Source organism: Pantoea sp. ICBG 985 (assembly GCF_002928365.1).
In the GTDB taxonomy this organism is placed as follows: Bacteria; Pseudomonadota; Gammaproteobacteria; order Enterobacterales; family Enterobacteriaceae; genus Pantoea; species Pantoea dispersa.
This window is the reverse complement of the sequence record NZ_POWM01000013.1, coordinates 1-23,150: the sequence shown is the minus strand read 5'-3', so window position 1 is coordinate 23,150 and position 23,150 is coordinate 1. Positions and strand designations below refer to the sequence as shown.

Annotated in this window: 16 protein-coding genes and 5 pseudogenes; 15 read left to right on the top strand and 6 right to left on the bottom strand. The window is 49.1% G+C overall.

Features of this window, described 5'->3' with window-relative positions:
• Positions 1 to 445 precede the first annotated feature (445 nt).
• From C1Y42_RS22790 to C1Y42_RS22770, 6 genes are all read left to right on the top strand, one after another.
• On the top strand, positions 446 to 1,300 hold the full coding sequence (locus C1Y42_RS22790; RefSeq protein WP_158251421.1) for a YadA C-terminal domain-containing protein: 855 nt from the start codon (positions 446 to 448) through the stop codon (positions 1,298 to 1,300).
• A 289-nt stretch (positions 1,301 to 1,589) separates the two neighbouring features.
• A complete protein-coding gene (locus tag C1Y42_RS23515) occupies positions 1,590 to 2,375 on the top strand; it encodes a fimbrial protein (RefSeq protein ID WP_146068689.1) in 786 nt (261 codons plus the stop codon).
• Positions 2,376 to 2,420: 45 nt separating this feature from the next.
• Positions 2,421 to 2,948, top strand: a complete 528-nt coding sequence (locus tag C1Y42_RS22785; RefSeq protein ID WP_158251420.1) for a CS1 type fimbrial major subunit — start codon at positions 2,421 to 2,423, stop codon at positions 2,946 to 2,948.
• Between the two features lie 17 nt (positions 2,949 to 2,965).
• Positions 2,966 to 5,701: a TcfC E-set like domain-containing protein gene (locus tag C1Y42_RS22780; RefSeq protein WP_104094446.1), complete on the top strand. Its 2,736-nt coding sequence runs from the start codon at positions 2,966 to 2,968 to the stop codon at positions 5,699 to 5,701.
• Between the two features lie 367 nt (positions 5,702 to 6,068).
• Entirely contained in the window at positions 6,069 to 6,551 is a 483-nt protein-coding gene (locus tag C1Y42_RS22775) for a hypothetical protein (protein ID WP_146068690.1), read from the top strand.
• Positions 6,551 to 8,449, top strand: coding sequence for an FKBP-type peptidyl-prolyl cis-trans isomerase (locus tag C1Y42_RS22770; protein ID WP_104094444.1), 1,899 nt, complete (start codon positions 6,551 to 6,553; stop codon positions 8,447 to 8,449). Before C1Y42_RS22775 ends, C1Y42_RS22770 begins: the two co-directional genes overlap by 1 nt.
• Before the next feature lie 257 nt (positions 8,450 to 8,706).
• Here C1Y42_RS22770 and C1Y42_RS22765 read toward each other — a convergent pair whose 3' ends face one another.
• Positions 8,707 to 9,585, bottom strand: coding sequence for a LysR family transcriptional regulator (locus C1Y42_RS22765; RefSeq protein WP_104094443.1), 879 nt, complete (start codon positions 9,583 to 9,585; stop codon positions 8,707 to 8,709).
• Between the two features lie 630 nt (positions 9,586 to 10,215).
• On the opposite strand from C1Y42_RS22765, the gene C1Y42_RS22755 reads away from it, so the two are divergent.
• A complete protein-coding gene (locus C1Y42_RS22755; protein ID WP_104094441.1) occupies positions 10,216 to 11,133 on the top strand; it encodes a LysR family transcriptional regulator in 918 nt (305 codons plus the stop codon).
• A 188-nt stretch (positions 11,134 to 11,321) separates the two neighbouring features.
• On the opposite strand, the gene C1Y42_RS24115 is transcribed toward C1Y42_RS22755, so the two are convergent.
• Both C1Y42_RS24115 and C1Y42_RS24005 read right to left on the bottom strand, forming a co-directional pair.
• Positions 11,322 to 11,504: a CfaE/CblD family pilus tip adhesin gene (locus C1Y42_RS24115; RefSeq protein WP_158251419.1), complete on the bottom strand. Its 183-nt coding sequence runs from the start codon at positions 11,502 to 11,504 to the stop codon at positions 11,322 to 11,324.
• Positions 11,465 to 11,890: pseudogene (locus C1Y42_RS24005) on the bottom strand (CfaE/CblD family pilus tip adhesin); the annotation flags it as partial. The gene C1Y42_RS24115 and the pseudogene C1Y42_RS24005, both read right to left, overlap by 40 nt.
• A 311-nt stretch (positions 11,891 to 12,201) precedes the next feature.
• Here C1Y42_RS24005 and istA point away from each other — a divergent pair.
• Complete coding sequence (gene istA, locus C1Y42_RS22745; RefSeq protein ID WP_104094439.1) at positions 12,202 to 13,224, top strand: IS21-like element ISSen3 family transposase; 1,023 nt, start codon at positions 12,202 to 12,204, stop codon at positions 13,222 to 13,224.
• Positions 13,221 to 14,003 (top strand): IS21-like element ISSen3 family helper ATPase IstB, encoded by a 783-nt coding sequence (gene istB, locus C1Y42_RS22740; protein ID WP_104094438.1) that lies wholly within the window; start codon positions 13,221 to 13,223, stop codon positions 14,001 to 14,003. Before istA ends, istB begins: the two co-directional genes overlap by 4 nt.
• 75 nt (positions 14,004 to 14,078) lie before the next feature.
• Here istB and C1Y42_RS22735 read toward each other — a convergent pair.
• Positions 14,079 to 14,525: pseudogene (locus C1Y42_RS22735) on the bottom strand (IS5 family transposase); the annotation flags it as partial.
• Positions 14,526 to 14,604: 79 nt separating this feature from the next.
• On the opposite strand from C1Y42_RS22735, the pseudogene C1Y42_RS22730 reads away from it, so the two are divergent.
• Both C1Y42_RS22730 and C1Y42_RS22725 read left to right on the top strand, forming a co-directional pair.
• Positions 14,605 to 14,903, top strand: a pseudogene (locus tag C1Y42_RS22730) (Tn3 family transposase); the annotation flags it as partial.
• 39 nt (positions 14,904 to 14,942) lie between these two features.
• Positions 14,943 to 15,086, top strand: a pseudogene (locus C1Y42_RS22725) (transposase); the annotation flags it as partial.
• A 102-nt stretch (positions 15,087 to 15,188) separates the two neighbouring features.
• Here C1Y42_RS22725 and C1Y42_RS22720 read toward each other — a convergent pair.
• Positions 15,189 to 17,858, bottom strand: coding sequence for an autotransporter outer membrane beta-barrel domain-containing protein (locus C1Y42_RS22720; protein WP_233210753.1), 2,670 nt, complete (start codon positions 17,856 to 17,858; stop codon positions 15,189 to 15,191).
• Positions 17,859 to 18,961: 1,103 nt separating this feature from the next.
• Between C1Y42_RS22720 and C1Y42_RS22710 the strand changes: the two genes are divergently transcribed.
• Positions 18,962 to 19,795, top strand: coding sequence for a fimbria/pilus periplasmic chaperone (locus C1Y42_RS22710; protein WP_233209882.1), 834 nt, complete (start codon positions 18,962 to 18,964; stop codon positions 19,793 to 19,795).
• Between the two features lie 121 nt (positions 19,796 to 19,916).
• The gene (locus tag C1Y42_RS22705; protein WP_104094435.1) at positions 19,917 to 20,432 is read left to right on the top strand and encodes a hypothetical protein; all 516 of its coding nucleotides are present in this window, start codon (positions 19,917 to 19,919) and stop codon (positions 20,430 to 20,432) included.
• A gap of 433 nt (positions 20,433 to 20,865) precedes the next feature.
• On the opposite strand, the gene C1Y42_RS22695 is transcribed toward C1Y42_RS22705, so the two are convergent.
• The gene (locus C1Y42_RS22695; protein ID WP_233209883.1) at positions 20,866 to 21,186 is read right to left on the bottom strand and encodes a DUF1281 domain-containing protein; all 321 of its coding nucleotides are present in this window, start codon (positions 21,184 to 21,186) and stop codon (positions 20,866 to 20,868) included.
• Positions 21,187 to 21,843: 657 nt separating this feature from the next.
• Here C1Y42_RS22695 and C1Y42_RS22690 point away from each other — a divergent pair.
• Entirely contained in the window at positions 21,844 to 22,986 is a 1,143-nt protein-coding gene (locus C1Y42_RS22690; RefSeq protein WP_104094434.1) for a CfaE/CblD family pilus tip adhesin, read from the top strand.
• Between the two features lie 30 nt (positions 22,987 to 23,016).
• Positions 23,017 to 23,150: pseudogene (locus C1Y42_RS23930) on the top strand (IS30 family transposase); the annotation flags it as partial.

The window sequence follows — 23,150 nt, the reverse complement described above, 5'->3', positions numbered from 1 at the left end:
GTATAGGAATAATGGCCAGTTAAATACGGCAAAAAGAAATATCATTCATTTTTTGCTTAAGATGATTGCTTATCTTGCTCATTGGATTAAGTTATGCAATGCAGAAGTAAAGAGATGAGGCAGACATGCTTTCTTTTATACGCCAGCTCTGGACATTTGATGTTCAGAATTAATGTCTAATTCAAAAACCATACAGAAAAGTGATTATGGAAGTGATGGTTAGGTGGGTATTATCAATGATATATTCAATTTAATGCTAGAAAAGCACAGGAGGTGAAATTTTTTAAGAATATGTGAAAAAGCCGGTGGTTCCTGATGAATGGTTGCATAATCAGGCTGTAAATTCTGTTTTTCCAAAAAAGACAATGCAGATCTTGCTGATTTTGGATAAAATTTTAGGAAATCCAATTAACGCCAGGTTTGTTACAAAATGATATGCCGCAGGATGCTTTCTTTATCTCTTATTGTATTAATGTCATCAGATATAACTCATTTTGCTTGTGCAGCGACAGTTGATGATGCCATCAATATCGCAAATAATGCGAACAACATAGCGAATAACGCCACTGCTACAGCTATCAATGCTACAAGCACCGCTAATAACGCGAGTACGGTTGCTAATAACGCGAGTACGGTTGCTAATAACGCGAGTACGGTTGCTAATAACGCGAGTACGGTTGCTAATAACGCGAGTACGGTTGCTAATAACGCTAATACCGTTGCTAATAACGCAGCCAAAAGCGCCAGTGATGCCGTAAGTACGGCCTACAGCGCTTCGGCAGATGCCATGAGCGCGGTAAGCACTGCGAAAGGCGCATCCAGTCAGGCAGCATCAGCAGTGAGTACAGCTGATAATGCGAACATAAATGCTGGGAATGCATTGAGCGTTTCGCAGGATGCGCTCAGTTCAGGGAAAATTACGTCCAGCCGTGTAGACGATAATGAACTCAGGTTAAATCAACAGATTACAGCACAAAATCAGAGAAATGGTTATTTTCTGCAACGTTTTAACGAAGTTGATTCCCGATTCAACGGCATTGATCGTCGTATTGATAAACTCGATAAGAAAATGAGTCGTGGCTTCGCATCTCAGTCAGCGCTGTCTGGCTTATTCCAGCCTTACGGGATTGGTAATTTCAATACTTCTCTTTCGCTTGGTGGTTACGAGTCAGATACGGCGCTGGCCATCGGAGGTGGGTATCGTATTAATGAGCGCGTGGCAGTTAAAGCCGGCGTTTCAACCAACACCCAAAACTTCAGAGGTACTGCTTACAACACAGCTATCAATCTGGAATTCTGATTTACAGGTAAAATGGTTTGATAATTAAACAGATATATTAGGTATTCAAAATTCTATCTTAATATCTGTTCCTCACCAGGGTTTCAATTAGCAAAGGCTGCCGACTTGCCGACTTGTCGGCAGTTGTTTTTAGAACAGAAAAAACTTCACAGACTTTATATTTATTTATACGCCGCAAGTTTTTTCAAATATGGATTTTAAAATTTTTTTACTTACTAACTTTAACATAAATCTCAATATTATTATTTCTTTTTAATTTGCAAGTATACTTTGAGGCTGTGCTTCTTACGTGGATATCGCCGCCTCACATTACCTAAATTATGATGTTGGAGGCAGTAGAGTGAAATTTTTGTCGATTTGCAAAGGATTGATAGTTTTTAATGCATTTGCGTTATCCAGCTACGCCAGCGCGGGTATTAGCGTCTACCCGATTGAAGTGAATCTGGGTAGTTCTGGTAATACTAAAATTGAAGTCATGTCGCAGTCCGATAAAGTTTCTTTTGTTAAAATAACTGAAAAAAAAATCATTAACGCAGGTACTCCCCAGGAGAAAGAAGTTGCCGTTGATGGTGTTGATGATGGTGGTTTAATTATTACGCCATTAAAGCTTGCGATCACTCCAGGCTCGAGCCGGATAGTAAGGATGGTAACCTTAAATCCGCCTGAAAAAGAAACTACCTGGCGTGTTTATATTCAGGAAGTATCTGCTGAAGAATTTAACTCAGCAGATGACAATAAACCCCAGAGTAAAGCCAGTGCTGAAGTTGGTGTTAATATTGTATGGGGGGCGCTAGTGCACGTATTGCCCCGGCAGACAGTATTTAGCCTGGGATTTAGCCCTAAGTCTGGTCTTGTTTTCAATAACGGCACCAGTCGTATAAAAATAAAAGAAATTGGCGAGTGCTCTTCGGGGGGGGGGTGTGTATGGAAAGCATCCGGAGCATCAGTTTATCCGGATACGCATGTGAAGATTTTTCCATTTAAATACAAACCAGGATCTTCTTATAAAGTAAGGTTTCTCGGTATCCCAAATGGAGAAAAAAAAGAAATTCCGCTTAATTTGATTAACGGATAGTCATCACCCTTTTAAAGGGTAAATTAGATGTTAAGGAACTACACTATGAAACATAAGTTTAAGCTTATTTTTTTGTCAGCCCTGCTGGCTTCAGCAGCTTCTCAGGCTTACCAGGCGGATATTACGGTACAGGCCACTATCGATCCAACCGCAGGCATTACCCTTGCCAACGGTGATTCTTTAACGGCTAAGCCTGTAGACATGAATTATAACCCGCAAACCGGGCTGGACCCATATAAAGCAGATGTCAAAATCTGGAGCAACTCTGACCGTGATATGAACGTCAGACTCGCAACTACAGCCCAACTCACCGATGCTGCGGGTGCCAACCCTATCCCGCTCTCAGTAAGTCTGGGTGATAAGCCATTGGGGCTTACAGATACGCTCTATGAGTATAAGGATCTTTTCCCCTCCGACTCGGTTGCTAATGGTTCCGTTCCGCTTACTTTAGTCATCAAGCAAGCTTCACAACAGAAAGTAAATGTTACAGGTAAATTTAGCGGAAAAGTCAGCCTGGTTGTTTCACAGGCCACCACTAAAAATAACGCCACCCCTGCCACGCCCGGTGGCTGAATTTTAATAAATCATGTATGAAGGCGGGGATCCCGCCTTCATTTCCTTCACTCTTGGTTATCTGCATAATGAAAGCAAGAAAATCTTGCTGTTACATACTTCTTGGTTGCGTGATTGTTAATTATCAGGCTGCGGCTACTCTTCAGGTGCCGCCGGGATTCGAGTCCTTGGTTAAAGGGCAGGATCAGCAGGTCAGCGTCAGCCTTTATGGTGATGTACTGGGACTATATGAGGCCAGTGTGAGTCTCGAGACCATAAGGTTTCTGGCACCTGACGCGCTTATCAGAGATGTAGAAAGGAAATACGGTCATGATATAGCGCTTACAACGATCCTCTCATCAGGTTTATCGGGACCGTTAAAACGTAACGATGCCCTTTCATGTTCAGTAACTAATGGCGGTGGGTGCGGATATATTAATACAAAAACAATCGCCATTATTTATGATGAAAAAAATGATGAGGTGAATTTATTTCTGCCCGAGCGGTTCACGCCTGAGCAGAAAAAAGAGGATATTTTCTTCCGTAATGCGCCAGAAAGTCATAGTGGCTTTATTCATCAGCAGAATTTGAGTTTTGTAGGCGATAAAGACTATCAGTCTTTATCTCTGCAGGGAAACGGTACGATGGGGCTTGGAGAAAGCTCTTATGCAAACGTGGACTGGAATTATAACGGTCAGCGTTACCGTACTGATAGCAACTCCAGGATAACTGTCAATAATGCTTACATCAGGCATGATATGTGGAAGAAAATTTATCTTCAGGCTGGCCAGATGGATTCCCGGGACATATTCAGCTCTGCGGGAGGGAATATCAATCTGGGCCAACTTCAGACAGGAAAAATTGTCGGCCTTCGAATCGGGTCTACACAGGCATGGTTGAATCGTGAAAAAATGCCGAGTGGCACGCCTTTAACGGTGTTCCTGTCCGGTAACTCCCGTGTAGATGCTTACCGCAGCGACAGATTTCTGGGATCGTTTTATCTCAATACCGGTGTGCAGAAACTGGATACCCGTAACTTCCCTTCCGGCAGTTACACGGTGACGCTGAAAATTTATGAAAACAACCACCTTATCAGGACGCAGGATGTTCCTTTTAGCAGCCTAGGTTTTTCTGAGGAAAACTCATTCCAGTGGTTTATACAGGCCGGCAAACTTTCGGCAGATACCGGTATCAGAACGAATGATAACCGGCAGGTTATTGTGGGTGGTGCCCGGATCCCGCTAACGAAAAGCCTGTCGCTCACTGCCGGCGCAACGGTACTTAACAACGTTAATTATGTTCAGGGAGCGCTGGACTGGAGTCATGGATTCGACAGTGGCCCTCTGGATGGGACTCTGGCTGCGCGGGTCAGCTATCTGCATGGCAGTGACGGATCGTCCGGCAATATACAGCAGGTAAGCTATAACGATGGTTTTTCACTCAGCTACTATCGTTCGGCGATGTCGTCACCGGGATGTAACACTCAATCTGACCACCGATACAGCAGTAGCGGTTGTTATGTCAGCAGTAATATCTTGCTGGCCGTTCCGGTCTATGGCTGGAATGCTACTCTGGGATACGTGGACAGCTTTAATGAGGGACATTACGCTTACCGCAGTCAGCTTCAGAATACGGATCCAGGATTCGGTGATGGCGCACCCTGGGAGTCCGTTTATATGACCCGTTCCCGAAGCCGGGCATGGCAGACCGGCCTCAGCAAAGTTTTCAACTGGAACGGGTATACAATTGGAACCAGTCTGAACGCCTTCTTACGCAGAGATACCAGCTATGAAAAATCAGACAGAGGGGGTTACATCTCCTTCACTGTTTCTCACGCAAGCGACACATCCAGCACTTCGTTAAATACTAGCTTGAACAGCAGCCGTAACGGCGAACGGAAACTGGGTTATGGTGCCAGTTATAGTCGCTTCAGTAGCGCTGCTGGTGACGATGAGATGGGGGCGTCAGTAAACGGCATTAACACCGACAGTATTGATGCGCTGGCTTACCGCCGCATGGGGGGGCAATATGGCAATGGTTCACTGACCGTCAGTGATGCCTATGATCAGCGAAGAAGTATTCATTCTCCGGGCATCAGCGGCAGCTACAGTTCATCATTTGCCATTGACCGGCAGGGTTTCTTCTGGGGACGATGGGGTGATGGCATGCCTGCTTCTGCCGTAACCTTCGGGATTGAATCAGAAGACGACGATAAATTATCGCGCGCAAAAGTTAGCGTCAGCTCCGGTGGTCAGGCGGATATACGTGGAAACAGTCGGGCATTCTTCACCGTTCCAGGCTATCAGCAGACGACTGTCAATATAAGTGAATCCTCAGAAACAGAACATGGCGCCAGCAGCGAGATCAGTAAAGGTGCGGGTTCTAAAACCCTGTTTATGATGCCAGGGAAAATTGTTAACAATAACGTCAGCGTAGTCAGCCGCTATACGTGGCTTGGCAGAATGGTGGACGCCGCCAATCAACCACTCGATGACGTTATCCCCTTAAACGTGATGTCATGGAGTCCCCTAGGTAAAGGCGGTTTCTCACTGGAAAGTACGCATCCCCTCAAAACACTTTACGTCATGAGAGGGGATGAGTATCTGCAGTGTCCCGTCACAGTAAAAGAGCAGCGTGATGTTGTGAGCTGGGTAGGTAACGTTAAATGTAGAAATATTTCATTTGCCAGCCTCCCGACAGCTGAAAGGAAACAGGCGCAGTTGATGACGGCAGGTATCAGAAAAGAAAATAATGAAACAGCTTCAGTGAACTGATGACAGTACCGTCCCCGGCAGTAATAGAAAAATTCAGACACAGTTTCAATCGTTGCAGGTTTTCAGCTTTGACAATCAGAAAATCTGATTCGGCTGAGATCTTAAACAGACCTCATTGGTACCTGTATTTGAGGTCAGTGACGAACTGGAATAGCAGTGCAAGTGTTCACAAAATCGCTCTCCTGATTAAAAGCTTAAGTTAAGAAATTTTCCGCATAAGCTTTTAACTTCGGGGGGGGGGAGGCGATCATACGATACTTTCTTTAAAGATTTATCGACTGATTATTAATTTAAATATTGCGGGAATGTCTGTTCCTGTCATTACCACTTTCCTTTCTGATTTATCTTCGCTGAGGGTAACAATAAAATGAGAAAATCCATATTTTCTAATGCAGGTGCTCAGTTATGCCATTATATTCCACCTGTGCTAGGCATAATTTTAATGGCCCTGACGCTGACAGGGTGTATGGCCTTCCGGCACGAATCCGCTCGTGATCACAGCACGCCAGCGGACTCTGCAACTCAGACCAGCAATACGAAAACCGACAGTGAAAGCACTAAGTCCGCTCACCTGCGTGATAAAGCGGGGCTTGAGGATGCCATGCTTAAACGTTGTGAAAGCGAATTACAGGCACTTAAGGTAGTGAGTCCGGATGATTACCACCGCCAGACAATTCTATTTGCTAAGTTAATGACCACGGCCAGCCAGTATGGCAATGTACGATCTCAGGCTGATCCGTTAACCGTCGCGGCCGTTGATGCACTTTACCAATATCGTACGTCCAGATTATGCGCAGATATTTCTTGGCGCTTACTCAACGCGCTGTCCGATAAGGGCGAGGATCGCTAGTGAAACAATTTAACAGGAGCCTTTTACTTAGCAGGCCAGCACTGGTCGTGACACTGTTAATACCTGCGACGGGCGTGCTGGCTGACAGACCGCCTCAGGTGCTGTTATTTGCTCAGCAGTGGCTTGATGCGCATTACGCCACTGCTGAGCAGCAAGAGCAACCGGCGAAACATACCGCCCCGGTAAACATTCCCACGCCCCCCCAGCAAAAGCGGAGTGGAAAAATTTCACCGCATCTGAGCTGCCATGCCGATAAGCCAGATTTGTCGAACGTGAATCCGGTTAAAGCACAATCTACTGCAGAAGATTGTGCCGCGATTGCCAGTGAAAGGGACAGTCTGAAAAAGAGACTGGTTGAGATACTGATGCATCCGCACCCCCCGCAACAGGAGCCTGCATCTCCGGCAGAAAGCACCATCGATTCTCAGTTGAGGGAGGATCTTAAAAAGTCTGGTCTGGCCAATGAGCTATTAGAAAAGCGATACAACGCCCTGAAGAATCTGGTTGATGATGTGCGGGCTGAAGCCGCACGCGCACGAACAGAGGCCGGGATAGTGCGTAAAGAAAACGGCAGTCTCAGAGTGGAAAACAAAGTAAAAGCTCTTCAGGCAGATATAGCAAATGCTGAGCTGACAGCGCTGCGTAATTCATCAGCTGCCCACAGCCTATCTCCGGAAAGGCAGCCTGTGGCTGAAAACGGAAAGAAGGGTGCCTCTGAGGAAAGGAGCGAACCCGGTATGACTGCTCAGAGGAGCTCTGAGGCGGGGGGGGACTTAGTCGCAAATGACAAAGCCGTTCTACACGATGAAAAGAAAGGGAGTTATCCCGCCAGCCCACTTATCAAGACCGCGCATCCTGGTCTGATAAATGACCTTCAGGATAATGACAAGCAGGAAGCGCCTGACGGGGACTATGCGGCCGGCGCAGCACTCGGTCTGGAAGCACTGAACGCCATTAACATGAACAGGATGCTGGGCGTACAAACGCACATGGCGTCATTTTATAATGGCGTGACTGATGCCTTAAAAAACAATATCAGGTTTACTTCTGAAGCGCTTCTCAGTGCTCAGACCAGCCTTGGCAAAAAAGTGCAGTCAGCACGTGAGGACATGATAAAGATGCAGGCGGAAGCCGGAAAAAAAGCGCTGGATGCCTTTCGCCGGAATGCCGGGGTGAAAAAGGATGCCCAGGGATACTGGTTTAAAATTGATTCCTCCGACAGGCAGCAACTGAATCCCGACCTAGACATCAGGGTAAAAGTCATCACCAGCCTCGCGGGAGGCGGGGTTATTGAAGATGAAAACATGGTGCGAAAAGAACTGGCAGAGTTTCCATCTTTATTTCGTAACGTTATAGCCCGACTGGGCCGGCATGGAACTGCAACCTTTTTTGTTCCACCTGAACTTGCATACGGTGATGACGGTTTAGTGCCTAACATTCCGCCCGGAGCCAGCCTGATTTACCGTGTGACAGTGGATCAGGACAACGATGCTGAAGCCAGGAGCGATAAAAACATAACAACTGAAGGTGAAAAATTTCTTCAATCGTTTCTGCAGCGGAAGGATGTTAAAAAAGATAATCATGGGTTCTGGTATGAGATAATGAATCAGGGAACGGGAGAAAAACTGGGTCCTGATAGCGCAATCACTACCGTGATGCGGGAAAGCATCGCAGGAGGCCAGGTAATAAATGACATGGTAGCCGACAAACAGGCGATTACCCTGAAACTGAAACAATATCCTGTCTTATTTCAGCATGCGCTGCGTTTCATTAAAAATGAAGGCGCGCTGCGTTTGGTCGTTCCGGCACGGCTTGCCTATGGAAAAGATCAGCTTCCGCCAGGAATCCCCCCTGATGGAATCATGATCTACGATATTCGTATTTTAGGAGTAAAATAAAAATCACGTGCAAGGTAACCCGATGATATTATGGATAAATAAGAGTATTAAGGGGTTATCTTGTCTGAAAAAATTTAAAGAGCACGAGCCTGAGGGACTGACCGCTTTATCCCGGCCTGAACCCTCAACAGGCATCTGATGCAACAAAAAATGGATTTATGAAAGATTTTAAAATATTTTTTGCGCAGGGTTTTGACATTGATGTTACTGAAAAATCGCTCAGTAATAGACCATAAAATATCCCCCTTTAATGACTCTTAATTCAGGATGAAATCAGAAAACTTTGACTCCAGAAAATCAAGGAAATTACTGAACTCATCATTATAATATTTTCTGTTCTTCCAGATTAAATAATACTGTCGGCTTTTTGCCGACCATTCGGGCATGATTTCATGTATCAGCCCCTGGTCCTCATATTTTTTTGAAAGATAAGAGGGGAGACCGACTATGATGATATCTTTCGCTCCTGAAAGGCTGATAATCTGAGAAATATCATCTGTTATCATTACAGGCGATAACCTGGCTTCTTCACCATTCTGTTGGTTAAAAATTAAGGGTTGCTCTTCCTCATCTTCTGAGTAAAAGATAACCTTCGATGAATCAAGGGATAGCTGAGAAACATCGCCTGAATATCCTGAGCTTGCAAATATCTTTCTTTTTACTGGTTCAAGTTTCCTGTGAATTGCCAGAGGCCATGATGACTTGACCGGACTAATGACCAGATCATTGATGTTCAGAGGCTGACTTCGGACAGAAAGGGTTGATTTGTATTTCACCCGGGCCTCAGTCGAAGCGCTGGCGTAATCGTATACCCAGTCTATAAATGGAATTGTCCTGATGGACTTTTCAACCTGAACATTCAGCCATAATACTTTTGAACCCCGTATATCATCAATGAAGGAAGAGAAGGCATTAGTAATTTCCTTTGATTTAATGTAAGCCTCTTTCCCTAATGGTGAAAGACGCACGCCGCGCGTGTTTCTTTCAAAGAGTGTGGTCTGTAAATGATCTTCAAGTCGAGCGAGCCTCTTGCTGACGGACGAAATACTGAGACCCATTATTGCTGCGGTCTGAGAGAGACTTCCGGTCTCAGCTACATTGATGAAGATACAAAAATCTTTCAGATAAAATCGCATTAACTAATGTCTCCTTAGACGATGTATGAAGAACATTTTATTGATTAATATGATCATATCAATTTGCAGAAGCAACAAACAGATTTTCCGATTAGGAAAATAAATGATTATATTAAATACAATGACGAAATGTGCTAAACAAATCGATTGTCAGATATTTCGTTGATTTTACGATTTATACCGTGTTTTTTTAGTATAACGCGCGACGCCAGTGTCTGCTGGTACTTGCCAGTATTTTGAGTGAACCACTGCTTTAAAGCGCTAAGGGATGTGCTTGCGGTTTTATTTTTCAGGTTTCTAAGGTGCGTTATTATTCTGCAGTGCGAATAGCCTGTCATTTCGCTGATTCTCTCAATTCCATCGCCCCTATATACATACCATAGTACTATGATTTCGGGATTGTTGATTCTCATTCTCATCTCGTGCCTTGTTAATTAAATCATTATGGTATAACAATCAACTCCTCCGGAGGTTTTCATTTTAAAACAAAGCGATTTTCTTTTCGTTTTTTTCAGTGAACCACATAAAAGATACGAGAGCAGTAGAAAATGTGGTGCGTATTAAAAAACTACTTCACTATTTCCATGCTACAATTAGTAAAAGCGCTAAACGATATCCGGAAAAGAAACAATGAGAACTAGTGGAAAACTTAATGAATGGAAGGTTTTTGTGAAGGTTGTAGAAACGGGCAGTTTTTCGGTGGCTGCCCGGCAACTGAACATAAGCGTATCCTCGGTCAGTAAGCAAATATCGAGGCTCGAAGAGGGAGTAAATGCCCATTTGCTTAACCGTGACACCCGTAATATTGAGCTCACCGAGGCCGGAATGATGGCCTACGATAAGGCCAAGGTTATCATTGAAATGATGACTGATCTCGTCCACAATCTGAGGAATCCCTCGGGTGTTATTGAGGGGGCAATCCGGCTCACTGCGCCTGCCATGGTTTGTGAATTTCTGGCTAATCACTGGCTGGATGAATACGCTGAAAAGCATGAAGGTGCAATAGTTTTCCTTGAATCCCGAGAGAGTAGTCAGTTTACAAAGAAATCATCGGCATTCGACCATCTTGTTTTAAAAAGCGGGCTGATTGAAAGCGAAGACTTAATTCATCGTGAGTTAAGCCCCCTGAAACTCTCGCTCTGCGCGACTAAAGAGTATGTCAGGCGGCATGGCAATCCTGAACATCCCCGTGACCTTCTTAAACACCGTTTTTTTCATCTTTATCATCATGGATTGTCCGGGACGCTGACGCTGGTAAAAGAAGGCGAGACCTTTTCATTTGATAAAACCAGTCACTCCGGTTTTTTAACTGACAGCCTTCTTGGAACGTTTAACCTGATGCTTCAGGAGAGAGGAATATCACTCATCTCATCAGGTTTTCTCTCCCGTAATAGGCAGGCATTTCCTCAGGTTTTAACGGTGCTGGATGACTGGACGATCCCACCTGTACCCGTTTATCTGGTATGGCGTCAGAGAAAGTTTTACTCGCCCCTTTTCAAAGATTTCATCAATTTTATAACTGAGAAGTGGAACAACCGGGATCTGTGATTATTAAGGAATTTGTCCCGCGCTTCTCAGCAATTTTTTGCTCAGCTGGCGTATTGTCACAGTCCGGATTATCTGAGAGACAAAGCCATATTCTTTTGTGACGCGCGCAGCTCTTACAATCTGTGAATTCAGGATCTCCCGCTTTCGTTCACACCCTAATCTATAACGACAGAAATCGTGGATTCTGATCATCCTGACGTGGTCGGGACATAGGGCACCCTCAGCGTACCCGTATAATGTCCGGCCGCTTTGTCAGCAAGAATGAAGAAGGGTGTTTTCTGCGTGATGGGCGCATAAACGCACCACTGATAACCGGAAACATCCGGAATGATTATCTGCCGTCGGTTAAATTCGCCAGCGGCCCACCCCACCCCACCCAGCCAATCCGCGAGCCGTTTGTGATGTTTTCGGCTCGACCGCTTAATGGGTTCAGTACCTGAACGGTGTAGTCGATACGATTCTGGGCCTTTTCCACGCTCCCCCCGTCCCGGTAGACGGAAAAGCCACCGGACTTACGCCCTGGCGCGGATTTATTTTCACCACTGAACGTTATGGCGATATTGTTAGCTGTGATGCCGCCATCGTAGAGGCACATATCCAGGTTTGCGGTGCCGCTGGCGGTCGAGTCACTACCTGCAGGCCGGTTACTGAGGTTCAGATCTACGTGTGGCGCCCCGCCCGGAAAGGCCGGAAAGAAGATGGTCTGGGATCCCGTATCTGTGACACGCAATGTGATATCGGCCGTCCAAGTCCTTAAGAAGACTGAAGGGCACCCATTGCATCAGGTTTTGCTTAAGTGTGGCCTTCAAGATACCGGAAGATAATTCAGATAGTGCAGATTGTGGGATGTAATAATAAAATTTAACGTCATAGGACGTATTTGAATCAACATACTTTGAGTTAGATGTAGCAGCATATGGTTGAAACTTTGTTGTGCCTGTAGTTGAATTAGTGATGTAGGTATAGCTCTTTTATCAAATGTTGTTACCAACGGTGCAAAACTGATCCACCCCAGCGGTTGAAAATTGATCCAGGGGTTAATCTGCTCCTCTGAATACAGGGGAGCTTATGATCACTTTTGAGATTCGTATGGAAATTAAAGTCCTGCACAAGCGGGGAATGAGTATCCGGGCCATTGCCAGGGAGCTGGGTATTTCGCGCAATACTGTCCGCAGCCACCTGAAAGCCAAATCTGAAAAGCCGCAGTATTCACCACGCCCGGCACCATCGTCACTGCTCGATGAATACCGTGATTACATCTCTAAGCGGATCAGCGATGCGCATCCCTACAAAATCCCGGCGACCGTTATTGCCAGGGAAATCATGGAGCTGGGCTATCGTGGAGGGCTTACTATCCTGAGAGAGTTCATCCGCAAACAGACCCTGCCAGCACAGGAAGAACCGGTCGTTCGCTTCGAAACCGAGCCCGGACGGCAGATGCAGGTTGACTGGGGGACCATGCGAAACGGCAAGTCCCCCCTGCATGTGTTCGTCGCTGTTCTGGGATACAGCAGAATGCTTTACATCGAGTTCACTGACAACATGCGCTACGACACGCTGGAAGCCTGTCACCGCAATGCGTTCAGCTTCTTCGGTGGTGTACCGGAGGAAGTCCTGTACGACAATATGAAAACGGTGGTGCTACAGCGTGATGCTTACCAGACCGGGCAGCATCGGTTCCATCCTTCCCTGTGGCAGTTCGGCAAAGAGATGGGCTTCTCTCCCCGCCTGTGCCGTCCCTTCAGGGCGCAGACTAAAGGCAAGGTGGAGCGGATGGTGCAGTACACCCGAAACAGCTTCTATATCCCGTTAATGACGCGCCTGCGTCCGATGGGGATCTCCGTCGATGTTGAAACCGCAAACCGTTACGGCCTGCGCGGGCTGTACGATGTGGCCAACCAGCGGAAGCATGAAACTATCCAGTCCCGCCCCTGCGATCGCTGGGTGGAGGAACAGCAATCCATGCTGGCACTGCCACCGGAGAAAAAGCAGTATGACGTGCAGGTTGATGAAAGCCTGATGACCTTCGACAGGCAGCCACTGCATCACCCACTCTCCATCTATGATACGTTCTGCAGAGGAGCCGCATGATGGTTGAACTGCAACATCAACGGCTGATGGTGCTTGCCGAACAGCTGCAGCCGGACAGTCTTATCGGCGCAGCGCCGGCGCTGTCGCAACAGGCGGTGGATCAGGAATGGAGCTACATGGACTTCCTGGAGCACCTGTTACATGAGGAGAAACTGGCCCGGCATCAGCGTAAACAGGCGATGTACACACGGATGGCAGCCTTCCCGGCGGTGAAGACGTTCGAGGAGTACGACTTCACCTTCGCCACCGGCGCTCCTCAGAAGCAAATCCAGTCGCTGCGCTCCCTGAGCTTCATCGAACGTAACGAAAACATCGTGTTACTGGGCCCCTCGGGCGTGGGAAAAACACATCTGGCGATAGCCATGGGCTACGAAGCAGTACGGGCGGGCATCAAGGTTCGCTTCACAACAGCAGCGGACCTGCTGTTACAGCTGTCGACTTCCCAGCGTCAGGGGCGTTACAAAACGACACTCAATCGCGGTGTCATGGCCCCGAAGCTGCTTATCATCGATGAAATAGGTTATCTGCCGTTCAGTCAGGAGGAAGCCAAGCTGTTCTTCCAGGTCATAGCCAAACGTTACGAGAAGAGCGCGATGATCCTGACCTCCAATCTGCCGTTCGGGCAGTGGGACCAGACGTTCGCAGGTGATGCGGCCCTGACATCGGCGATGCTGGATCGGATCTTACATCACTCACACGTAGTCCAGATAAAAGGAGAGAGCTATCGACTGAAGCCGAAACGAAAGGCCGGGATTATAGCGGAAGCTAATCCTGAGTAAACAAGGTGGATCAATATTAAACCGTTGGTGGTGACGGTTAGTGGATCACTTTTTACCCGTTGTTGACACCTGGCGCAGCTTCCGCCAGACACGGCGCTTTTCCTTACCGTGTTTTTTCACCTTCCACTCACCCTCACCGAAAACTTTTAAGCCGGTGGAGTCGATAACCAGGTGGGCAATTTCACCGCGTGTGGGGCTTTTGAAAGGGATGCTGACGGACTTAGCCCGCCTGCTGACCCAGGAATAATCCGGGCAACGGAGCGGGAGCTTCATCAGGATAAAAATGGAATCGATGAATCCCTGCACAGCGCGCAGCGTGAGGCGAAAGACGCGTTTGAGCATCAGAACGGTGGAAATGGCCAGCTCGGAATAACGTTGCGGACGACCACGTGAAGAGGTTTTGGGTTCGTCATACCAGGCCTGAATGGCCGACTCATCAAGCCAGAATGTCAGTGAGCCCCGATTGACGAGGGCTTTGTTGTAGACGTTCCAGTTGGTGATTTTGAACGTTTGTTTTGCCACGGGATACCGCTACAGGATCGAGAATGTGGTGATCTGATCCTGATTACGGCAAAAAGTTCGATTTATTCAACAAAGCTACCGGCAGGGAGAAATCAGGGGCAGGAAGCCGGAAAATCAGAGCTATCGCGCCAGTGGACTGACGCTCCTGATGGCTGCGATCTCGCTGTGGAATACTGTGTATATGGAAAGGGCGATCGATGCCCTGAAGCGTAAGGGACTAAAGATCAACGAACAACTACTGTCGCATTTGTCGCCGTTAGGCTGGGAGCACATCAATCTGACAGGCGATTATATCTGGAAAAGCAACCGGATACCGGCTTCCGGTAAGTTTCGTCGGCTGAGGCCCGCTAAAGTAGAAAGGTCAAAAAACAACCTTAACGTACAATAATTTTCGATAACCAAAGTGCCCCCTAAAAACGCCGCCCGGGCTGGCCTCTGGAGTTCAAAATCCGCATGGCGGAGCTGAGCCAGCAGCCGGGTGCCTGTGTGGCAGAACTGGCTCGGGAACACGGCGTTAACGACAACTTGGTATTTAACTGGCGCAACCTGCACGGTTATGGCCTGCCAGACTCCGCCATGCGCTGCAGGTGATACCCGTTCCGGTCAGATTATGCGAATTACTGCCATGAAAAGCCAACCTGCCGCCCGCCATGGTGTGAAGTCTTAGAACCGGTAGCTAACCTGCAGCGAGCCCTGGCTATCGCGATAGCCACCGCCACCTGCCTGCTGCGTGAACACTACTGTTCCCGTCAGGCTTTGCGAAAGACGTCCCTCGACGCCCGTTTTAAGCTCCCCGATATTCCGGCTCCCCCGCACATTATCCGTTTCTCCATTCATGCGCACGCCGTACACTTTTGTATTATGCAGCCAGTTCGCTTCCACGAACGGCTGGAATTCGCGCACGGTCTGCTGGTCCTGCCGGCTTTTCCCGTTCAGGTAGGATCTGAAACCGAGGCGGGTGGTGACACCGTCGTTTCCCGCACCCTGCACATGGGTGCCGCCAGCCTCTGTGTGGTCATCAGTGCTGATGCCGGACCAGACGACCTGCACGTGCGGCTCAAGGAAAAGTCGGTTTTCCATGCCGGTGCCACTTTGCCAGCTTTTAATCTGCCACGCGTATCCGCCTTCCAGAGAAGCTTTCAGCCCGCGGCTGTTATAACGCTCCGCAGGCAGCATGTCACCTGACACCTCGTTTTTGAACCAGTTGTACTGCGTCCATGCCTCAGCCCATGCGCCGGTCTTGACCTGTGCGTTCTGGTACCAAGTGCCATATACCCCTGCGCTGTATCCACTCACGCTGCCTTTCGCATCATGTCCCGTCAGGCTGCTATGCGAACTACTGTCCGCCCGGCCGTAGCCGCCCATAAGGCCGACGTGAACTGCATCTGTGCCATTGATTGACCCCTGAATAATATCCCCTCCCAGTTGCAGTACGTAGCGGTTAGTCTGCGTACGGTTCTGCCCGTCCGTCATGGACGCGTGCCTGTGTCCACCCAGATTACGTATCCACATGCTGGTCGTACGGACTGACCCCGTTACCGGGTCGGTATAGCGCGTTTCCCCGCTGCGATCACGCATTGACAGATCAAACAGGGTATTCGCAGCCTGAAGGTTAGCCGTGTAGGCCGCCGCCTCTGGACGGTACATGCGGGCAGGTGCAGGTGCAGGTGGTGGTGCAGGTGCAGGTGACGGTTCAGGTGACGGTTCAGGTGACGGTTCAGGTGATGGTTCAGGTGACGGTGCGGAGGCAAAACTGGTCAGGTACCAGCCCGCCGGTTCGGTTCCCGAAACATTTCCTTTGCGCAGGCTGTAGTCGTAGGCACCGGCCACCACACGGTTACCCAACGAGAACACGGCATCAGAGCGCCCGCCCACGCTAATGAGCTTAATACCGTCTAGCGTCTGAGCGCCGCCGCCGTTCTCGTTGGTCACGAAGAGGGTGCTGGCGCCGCTCGTGTTTCCGGTTACCACCAGACGGTCGGTCAGCGAGTCATCACCGGTCAGCACGCTACCAAGCGACACTGAACTGCCTGGCAGTCCGGTATAGTCACCGTTGACGGTCAGCGTGTTACCCGCGCTGGTCGGGGTCGGGTTCAGCACAAGGCTGCCGCGGTTGGTGAGGCTGGCATTTATGGTGGCGGAGGCCATTTTTTCAGCACTAAAAATCAGCGTGCCGTTCTGAGACAGCGCTCCGTCAAGGATGCTGCCGCTTTGCAGGGTCAGAATGCCGTTATTTACCGTACCGTTAACGGCAGTCCAGCGGGCCGACGGTGTGAGAGTCAGTGTACTGCCGGAACTGACGGTAATGCTGTCCACACTGACGTTATTCGTGGCGGTGAAGGTCGCGATCATGCTTTCATCCCCCACGGACAGAGAAGAACCCGTCAGGCCGGTTACTGAACCGTTGACAGTCGCACTGGATCCACTGATAAACAGTGAAGAGTGCCCGAGATAAACCGGGCCATCAAGTAAACCGGCGTTATGAATTCCGTCACGTATGATGCCGGAGTTAAATACAGACCAGCTCCCCCCCTTAATGGTACCGCTGTTATTAATCTGAGAGAGATTTCCGGCATTGCTAATGCCCGTGTCTGCTCCCTCAATTATTCCGCCAGATTTGTTTATGATGCTGCCGACCGTTCCTTCGTTGAGAATGCCATTGCCGACGGTGCCCGTAATGGTGCCCGCGTTGTCAATATTACCTATCCGGTTGGTTATTCCACTCGTTGTAAGATTGGTAATGCCAGTCGCAGCCCTGATTACCCCACTGTTAAGCACCGAATCAATGGATGATAGATTATAAAGGGCGGTGGTGTAATTGTCTTTACCGGTCAGGTCGCTGTTCAGTGCCATGCTGGTGTTCACGGAGTCATTTTGCAACGTTCCACTATTTGTAAAATCACCAATAAATCCTGAGATATTATACACCGCGGCAATACCTGAGCCACCGCTGACGGATATCAATCCGGTATTAATAAAGTCGTCTATATGAGTTTCATTTTCTGAACCCGGTCCATTACTGGCTATGCGAACACCAGTGTATGCAGAAGCTATCGTTCCGTCGTTGCTAAAACGCTCAAGGTTATTATCAAGAATGGAAACCGCAACGAAACCACTGCCTTCACGGGTGACGTCAACAGATGCGCCTTCTGCCACAGAAAAAAAACCAAGTGACGGAGAGACAGTACATTCTTCGGTTTCCTGACTGGTAACGGTCTGAGCTTCATTATCGCCAACTGAAGCACACATGCTGGCTGCCACAGATGAAAATGACAGTAAATTCAAACTCATCAGGCTAAAGGTCCATATTGCATGCTTTTTTTCATGAATCATTTTGTACTCCTGTCAGGAAAAATTTATAGAAAATTGGCGAAAAAAATAGCGAAGTTAAGTTTCATAGATACACATAGCTGATGTTGTACGTATTCTGGCCCAAACCGTTCGTTGATTCCGATGTAGCGTGATCGCATTTTTCGATTTAATTCGACCACATATTCCGGTTTGTTCCTGCAAAATATGGCCATCTGTCGGAATCTCGCGCTTTTCACTTGTAAAACAATGAACAACACATCTTACTGATAACTCATTTTCCGGAGAAATGTCGCCATGGCAAGACTGAGAACGCTGCTGAGTGAAATTAAAAAACTGCTGCGCATGAAATTTGACTGTCACCTGCGCAATAGGAGCATCTCGGCCTGTCTGAATATCCAGTTTAGTACCATATCTGATGGGGCCACCCGCTGCAGATATAGCCAGCTGGCATGGCCCTTACGTAGTGGCTAACCGACAGCACAATCTGCTAGCGTGCAAGATTTGAGACTAGTAACTCAGTCGGCCGGGCATGCACCTCCGATTTGTCTTCCCTCAGAATCGGTAGCTCAGCTGAAGCGCCGCCAAGCTGTCCCGGTAGCTTTCATTTCCGGCCTTCTGCGTGAAAACAATGCTTCCCGTCAGGCTCTGCGACAGGCGCCTCTCCCCCATCGTATTGAGCTCTGCAACATTCAGAAGGCCTGAAGTGCTGTCGGTTTCACAGTTAATACGCACGCCTTATGCTTCTGTATTATGCAGCCAGTTCATCTCCACGAACGGCTGGATCACGCACGGTCTGCTGGTCCAGGCGGTTTTTTCACGTTCAGGTAGGCTCTGAGCCCGGGGCAGGTGGTGGAACCGTAGTTTCCCACACCCTTTACGCAGGTGCCGCTTAAAACCTCAGGATAAAAATCAAATGCCAGGCAGGTATCATTATCATGTTCATAGATTATATCCGGCTTCATACCGGCACCCGGGCATGGATATCAGCGCTACGTCAGCCGGCGGCTGTTTCAGGGCAAATCACATGGCGCCCTTCGTACAGCGCTGGGCGATGAGCACTGTGCGGTTACGGTTTTTCCGGTGTCGTGCCGCGCAAGAAAATCGGGCTGCAGCAGAGGCGCCGCGTGGTCATCAGCAATCAGCTGCGGCCGCGTATTCCAGCGTTCCTCAATATAATTGCAAAAATCGGTGAAAATCCTGGTCTTTCGGGGGCGCTGCCGCCAGATAAGCCAGACCGGGAGGTCAGGTATATTCCATTCCGGCATGATGATTTCAAGTTGCCCACGCCCCATATAGCCGGAAGCCAGCCAGCAACGAGCCAGAACACCTTCCGCGTGATGCTCGGGGCCACCCGGGTCATCTACCCGGAAGGTGCGGCCGGCGCGCAGCTTTCGGTGTCAAACCCGCAGGATCGCCCCATGCTGGTCCAGTCCTCGGTGACCGGCGAGGACCACAAAACGCCGGCCCCCTTCCTGGTCACGCCGCCGCTGTTCCGCCTTGAAGCGAACCAGCAGAGCCGGCTGCGCATTATCCGCACCGGGAGCAGCCTTCCGCAGACGCAGGAGAGCCTGTACTGGTTGTGCGTGAAGGCGCTGCCGCCTTCGGGCGACGCGTCCGGTCACGCAACCGGGGTGTCAATGACCGTGAACATGGCCATCAGCATGTGTGACAAGCTGATTTTCAGGCCGTCCGGCCTGAAGGGCAGTCCGGAAGAGGCGGCTGGCGCACTCACCTGGGCGCGAATGGGTAAGGTGTTAAGGGTCAGTAACCCGACACCATTTTACATGAACTTGAAGGCGGTGAGCGTGGGGGGAAAAGAGGTCGGTAACCTGACTTATGTCTCTCCTCAGGGGAGCTTAACGTTGCCGCTGCCAGCGGGCGCGGCTGGTGCCGTGAAGTGGAGCGTCATTAACGACTTTGGAGGCGAGAGCCGCCAGTTCGAGGCCGCAGCTGAGTGATTTATCTGAATTAACGCGAAGAGCCGGGGGACGTGTGCGCCGTACAGCTTTCATCGCGGCCACAACAAACTGAGGCCGGCAATCCTGCCGGCACGGAAATACTAAACCAGAGGAAAATACCATGAAAATGCGTTTACTGACCGCCCTTGTCGCCGCCGGCTGTTTCAGCCAGATGGCCGTGGCGAGTCCGGTGACTACGGGCAGCATCGTCAACAAGACCACCGCCACCGCCACCCTGAGGCTGAACCAGCAGATCACGCTGGAAAACACCCTGATACCTGTGGAAGGACTGAAGGGGGGGGCTTCGGGCATGGGCCAGTTTGCGATTGCAAACGGTAACCTGAAAATTAAGGAGACCGGGGAAACGGCGCACCTTGCCTTAAACACCACCGGACCTGGTAATTATAGTTTTGTAACGTATGCGACAGGCCATGAAAACGACGCTGACTACAAACTGGAATATCTAGTATATCCCACATCATCAGCCACTGATTATATCAACATATCAGATGGGATTTACATGTTCAGTAAGGAAAATGTCAATAACTTTGGTTATTCCGTTAGAACTGTATTAACAAAACTGCCCAAAGCGGGCAGCTACGTCATCAGCGTTACGGGCGGCGTATACAATCCGTAACGCATCAGCCTGACCTTTTTAACGACCGTCAGGGGGTGCCACCGTACGGCCCCTGACGGCATGACGGGAAAAAACAGTGACGCTATTGAGGGAAAACACGGATATCGGACGGGCCGTGCGCCCGTTCAGTACAACGGACCTGGCCGCCAGGCTGGGACGGTACAGCTTCACCGAATGCAGCATGCTGCGGGCATTTATACTCTGCTTCTGCGGCGACAACCCCGGGTATCCCGGAACTGGACTACATCCGGCTTAAGCTCAGGGAGTGCCTAGGCCGCCACGACGACGGCAGCGCCTGGTTTTCGGACCTGCGCGAGGCTGAAAGGTGGGCTGGTGCAGCCTGCAGGACGACCGGCTGACAGGCCGCCGACGCCCCCTGCGGTTGAAGCTAAAAAAATTAAAGCGCGGTCCGTCACGTAAACCGATCATGAATCTACTGGACTGGCTGCGCGATCTGCTGCCCGGGAAACCCGGTGTTATCTGATCTTAAACGCCAATACGGTCTGGATGTAACGCTTACCGCCGCAGTCAGCGCCGGATAAGGCGTATACATTTCGTTCGTCACCGGATGCAGTAATCCGGCACTGCCAGTCAGAAAAAGCTGGATACTCTCCTTTTCCGCCCGCGCATAAGATGGCCGCACCTCACCAGTTATCAGTGCTCTTACCTGACTAAAGTTCTCGGCCAGGTCGGTAAAACGCAGCCTGTTTGCAGAACAATTCGGCGTAATCTGCTCCTCAGTCAATTGTTGCACAGGCTCACCTGCGCCATGCCGCCACAACAGCCGGGCGTAAAGTAAAATGCGCTTAATCGTATTTGCTGAATAGTTTTATCACCGGACTGCGCCGGCTATCCGGGGCACTGACAGCATCTTCATTGCAGGTCGCCTGAATCAGGAGGCTGCACGGGTGCCGGTTACCATCCCTGCCTAACCGCTTCCACACGGCGCCGGCGATGTTCTGATACCTGCAGGCACACCTTTTTGTTGAGTGCGTGCGCCCCCTGCTTCTTAACCTCATCCTTCTCATGCGAACCTGAACGAAAGTAACGCATGACGGCCGGTGTAACCTTAAAGCGGCTCACTGTCCTGAAGCCTCCTGATTTAGCCCGGGTCAGAACGACAGTCCGCAAGGCGGCCATGTCCGGCAGGAAATATGTATGCTTCATTCAAATCGTGAATGCGATTAATCGTTTTTACATAAAAATTTTACTGCAGAGCATGCTTTTTTGTTCTTGAACAATACAGATGGCAGTAGGGAAATCGGTTAGTGTTTTAACAAAAAACGTGCAAAGAAATTCTGTTTTTCCGATGCGGATGATTAATTCGACCATATTTATCGTTAAAATCTTTATCGCATTATTTCCTGACAATTGATGCTATCCGTTTCTGCATCCTTTACGAGGCTGTTATATGAATGATTCTATTGTTATGCGCCCTGTGTGGCAGTTTCCTTTTGGCGCTGCGCTTGTGCTGATGTCCGTTGTGGCACTATTAATGTACAGCGCCCGCGCACTTGCCGACGCTGCAGAAGGTTATGAATACGAATATGTCAGAACGGACGTGCCTGTTTCAGGCATCAAGAGGGGGCAACTGCTGGGGACGATCTATATTAAACAGCAGAGCCTTACAGTATGGAGGACTGTTGGATCTGTTGAATCAGATCCACCCATTGATACATATGTTTATTCGGAGATGAAAAATATGGGGGGCGGAGCGCCCGGTTGTAAACCTTTGGCGGATGATAACAGTATTGGTTTTCTAAGGTTCACTGGAAGCGCAACAGAAACAAGCTGCAACTACAGCATAGGCTATGTCATTATTAACGGACTTAAAGCTTTTGCAACGCACCATACGAAAATAATCAACGGTAAGTACTACTTTTCTTTTGCTGTTCAGATTCCGCGGACAAAACTTGCTGATGTGGTTATCAATGACCCTGCTAAAGCGTTATCCCACGCCGGACAGGCCGTTTTACTGACTTCATTACCCGATCTTTATGTACCTTTAAACTATAGCACTGCCACGATTTATGCACGTACCCCGTTGTCGGTTTACATTGGAGAAACGCCACCGGCAGTGTTTTTCCCGCAGCAGAACACTTCTCACGCCGTGCTGCCCGTTCAGATTATGTCTTCTGGTGATATGGCGGCAGGCAGTGCCAGCCTTGACATGTGTCTTTATGACGGGGCCGGGCTGTCTGACTCGCGCTACATGCTGCTGTTTTCTGACGAAAGCAGTGGCAGTGCCGGTAAGGATTTTGCTATGCGCAGGGAAAATGGCGCAGGTGAAATCAGCTACAGCGTCAGCGTGACCGATCCGTCCGGCAAGCCGCAGGCCGTCGCCAACCGCGAACCTTTTTACTGGAACAATATGCAGAAAGGCGGCGCGGCGCAGTCGCGGGTGAAGTACATTCAGCTTCCTGACGGTATTCAGGGTACCGTTCCGTGCGTGCCTTCGGTAGTCAGCGTGGAAGTCCGGCCTGTCAGGTACAGCAGCCTGAAGGCGGGCCATTACCAGGGTAAAATAAATATTTTGTTCACTCCGTCAACATGATTAAATTCTGACGTGCCACACATAGGATCGGGCGCTGAAATGACCAGCCCCCCTAGTTTACCGTAGATAAAGACATTAAAATTTATTTCTGAGATCCTCAATCTCTCTGGCAGCGTGGCCCAAATGAAAATACGAACAGGCTGCTCAGACAATATTTTCCAAAA

What these genes read in the sequence shown, in the direction of transcription:
- C1Y42_RS22790 (WP_158251421.1), top strand. Translation starts at nt 446, where the DNA reads ATGCTTTCTTTATCTCTTATTGTATTAATGTCATCAGATATAACTCAT.
- C1Y42_RS22785 (WP_158251420.1), top strand. Translation starts at nt 2,421, where the DNA reads ATGAAACATAAGTTTAAGCTTATTTTTTTGTCAGCCCTGCTGGCTTCA.
- C1Y42_RS22780 (WP_104094446.1), top strand. Translation starts at nt 2,966, where the DNA reads ATGAAGGCGGGGATCCCGCCTTCATTTCCTTCACTCTTGGTTATCTGC.
- C1Y42_RS22775 (WP_146068690.1), top strand. Translation starts at nt 6,069, where the DNA reads ATGAGAAAATCCATATTTTCTAATGCAGGTGCTCAGTTATGCCATTAT.
- C1Y42_RS22765 (WP_104094443.1), bottom strand. Translation starts at nt 9,585, where the DNA reads ATGCGATTTTATCTGAAAGATTTTTGTATCTTCATCAATGTAGCTGAG.
- C1Y42_RS22755 (WP_104094441.1), top strand. Translation starts at nt 10,216, where the DNA reads ATGAGAACTAGTGGAAAACTTAATGAATGGAAGGTTTTTGTGAAGGTT.
- istA (WP_104094439.1), top strand. Translation starts at nt 12,202, where the DNA reads ATGATCACTTTTGAGATTCGTATGGAAATTAAAGTCCTGCACAAGCGG.
- istB (WP_104094438.1), top strand. Translation starts at nt 13,221, where the DNA reads ATGATGGTTGAACTGCAACATCAACGGCTGATGGTGCTTGCCGAACAG.
- C1Y42_RS22720 (WP_233210753.1), bottom strand. Translation starts at nt 17,858, where the DNA reads ATGATTCATGAAAAAAAGCATGCAATATGGACCTTTAGCCTGATGAGT.
- C1Y42_RS22705 (WP_104094435.1), top strand. Translation starts at nt 19,917, where the DNA reads ATGAAAATGCGTTTACTGACCGCCCTTGTCGCCGCCGGCTGTTTCAGC.
- C1Y42_RS22690 (WP_104094434.1), top strand. Translation starts at nt 21,844, where the DNA reads ATGAATGATTCTATTGTTATGCGCCCTGTGTGGCAGTTTCCTTTTGGC.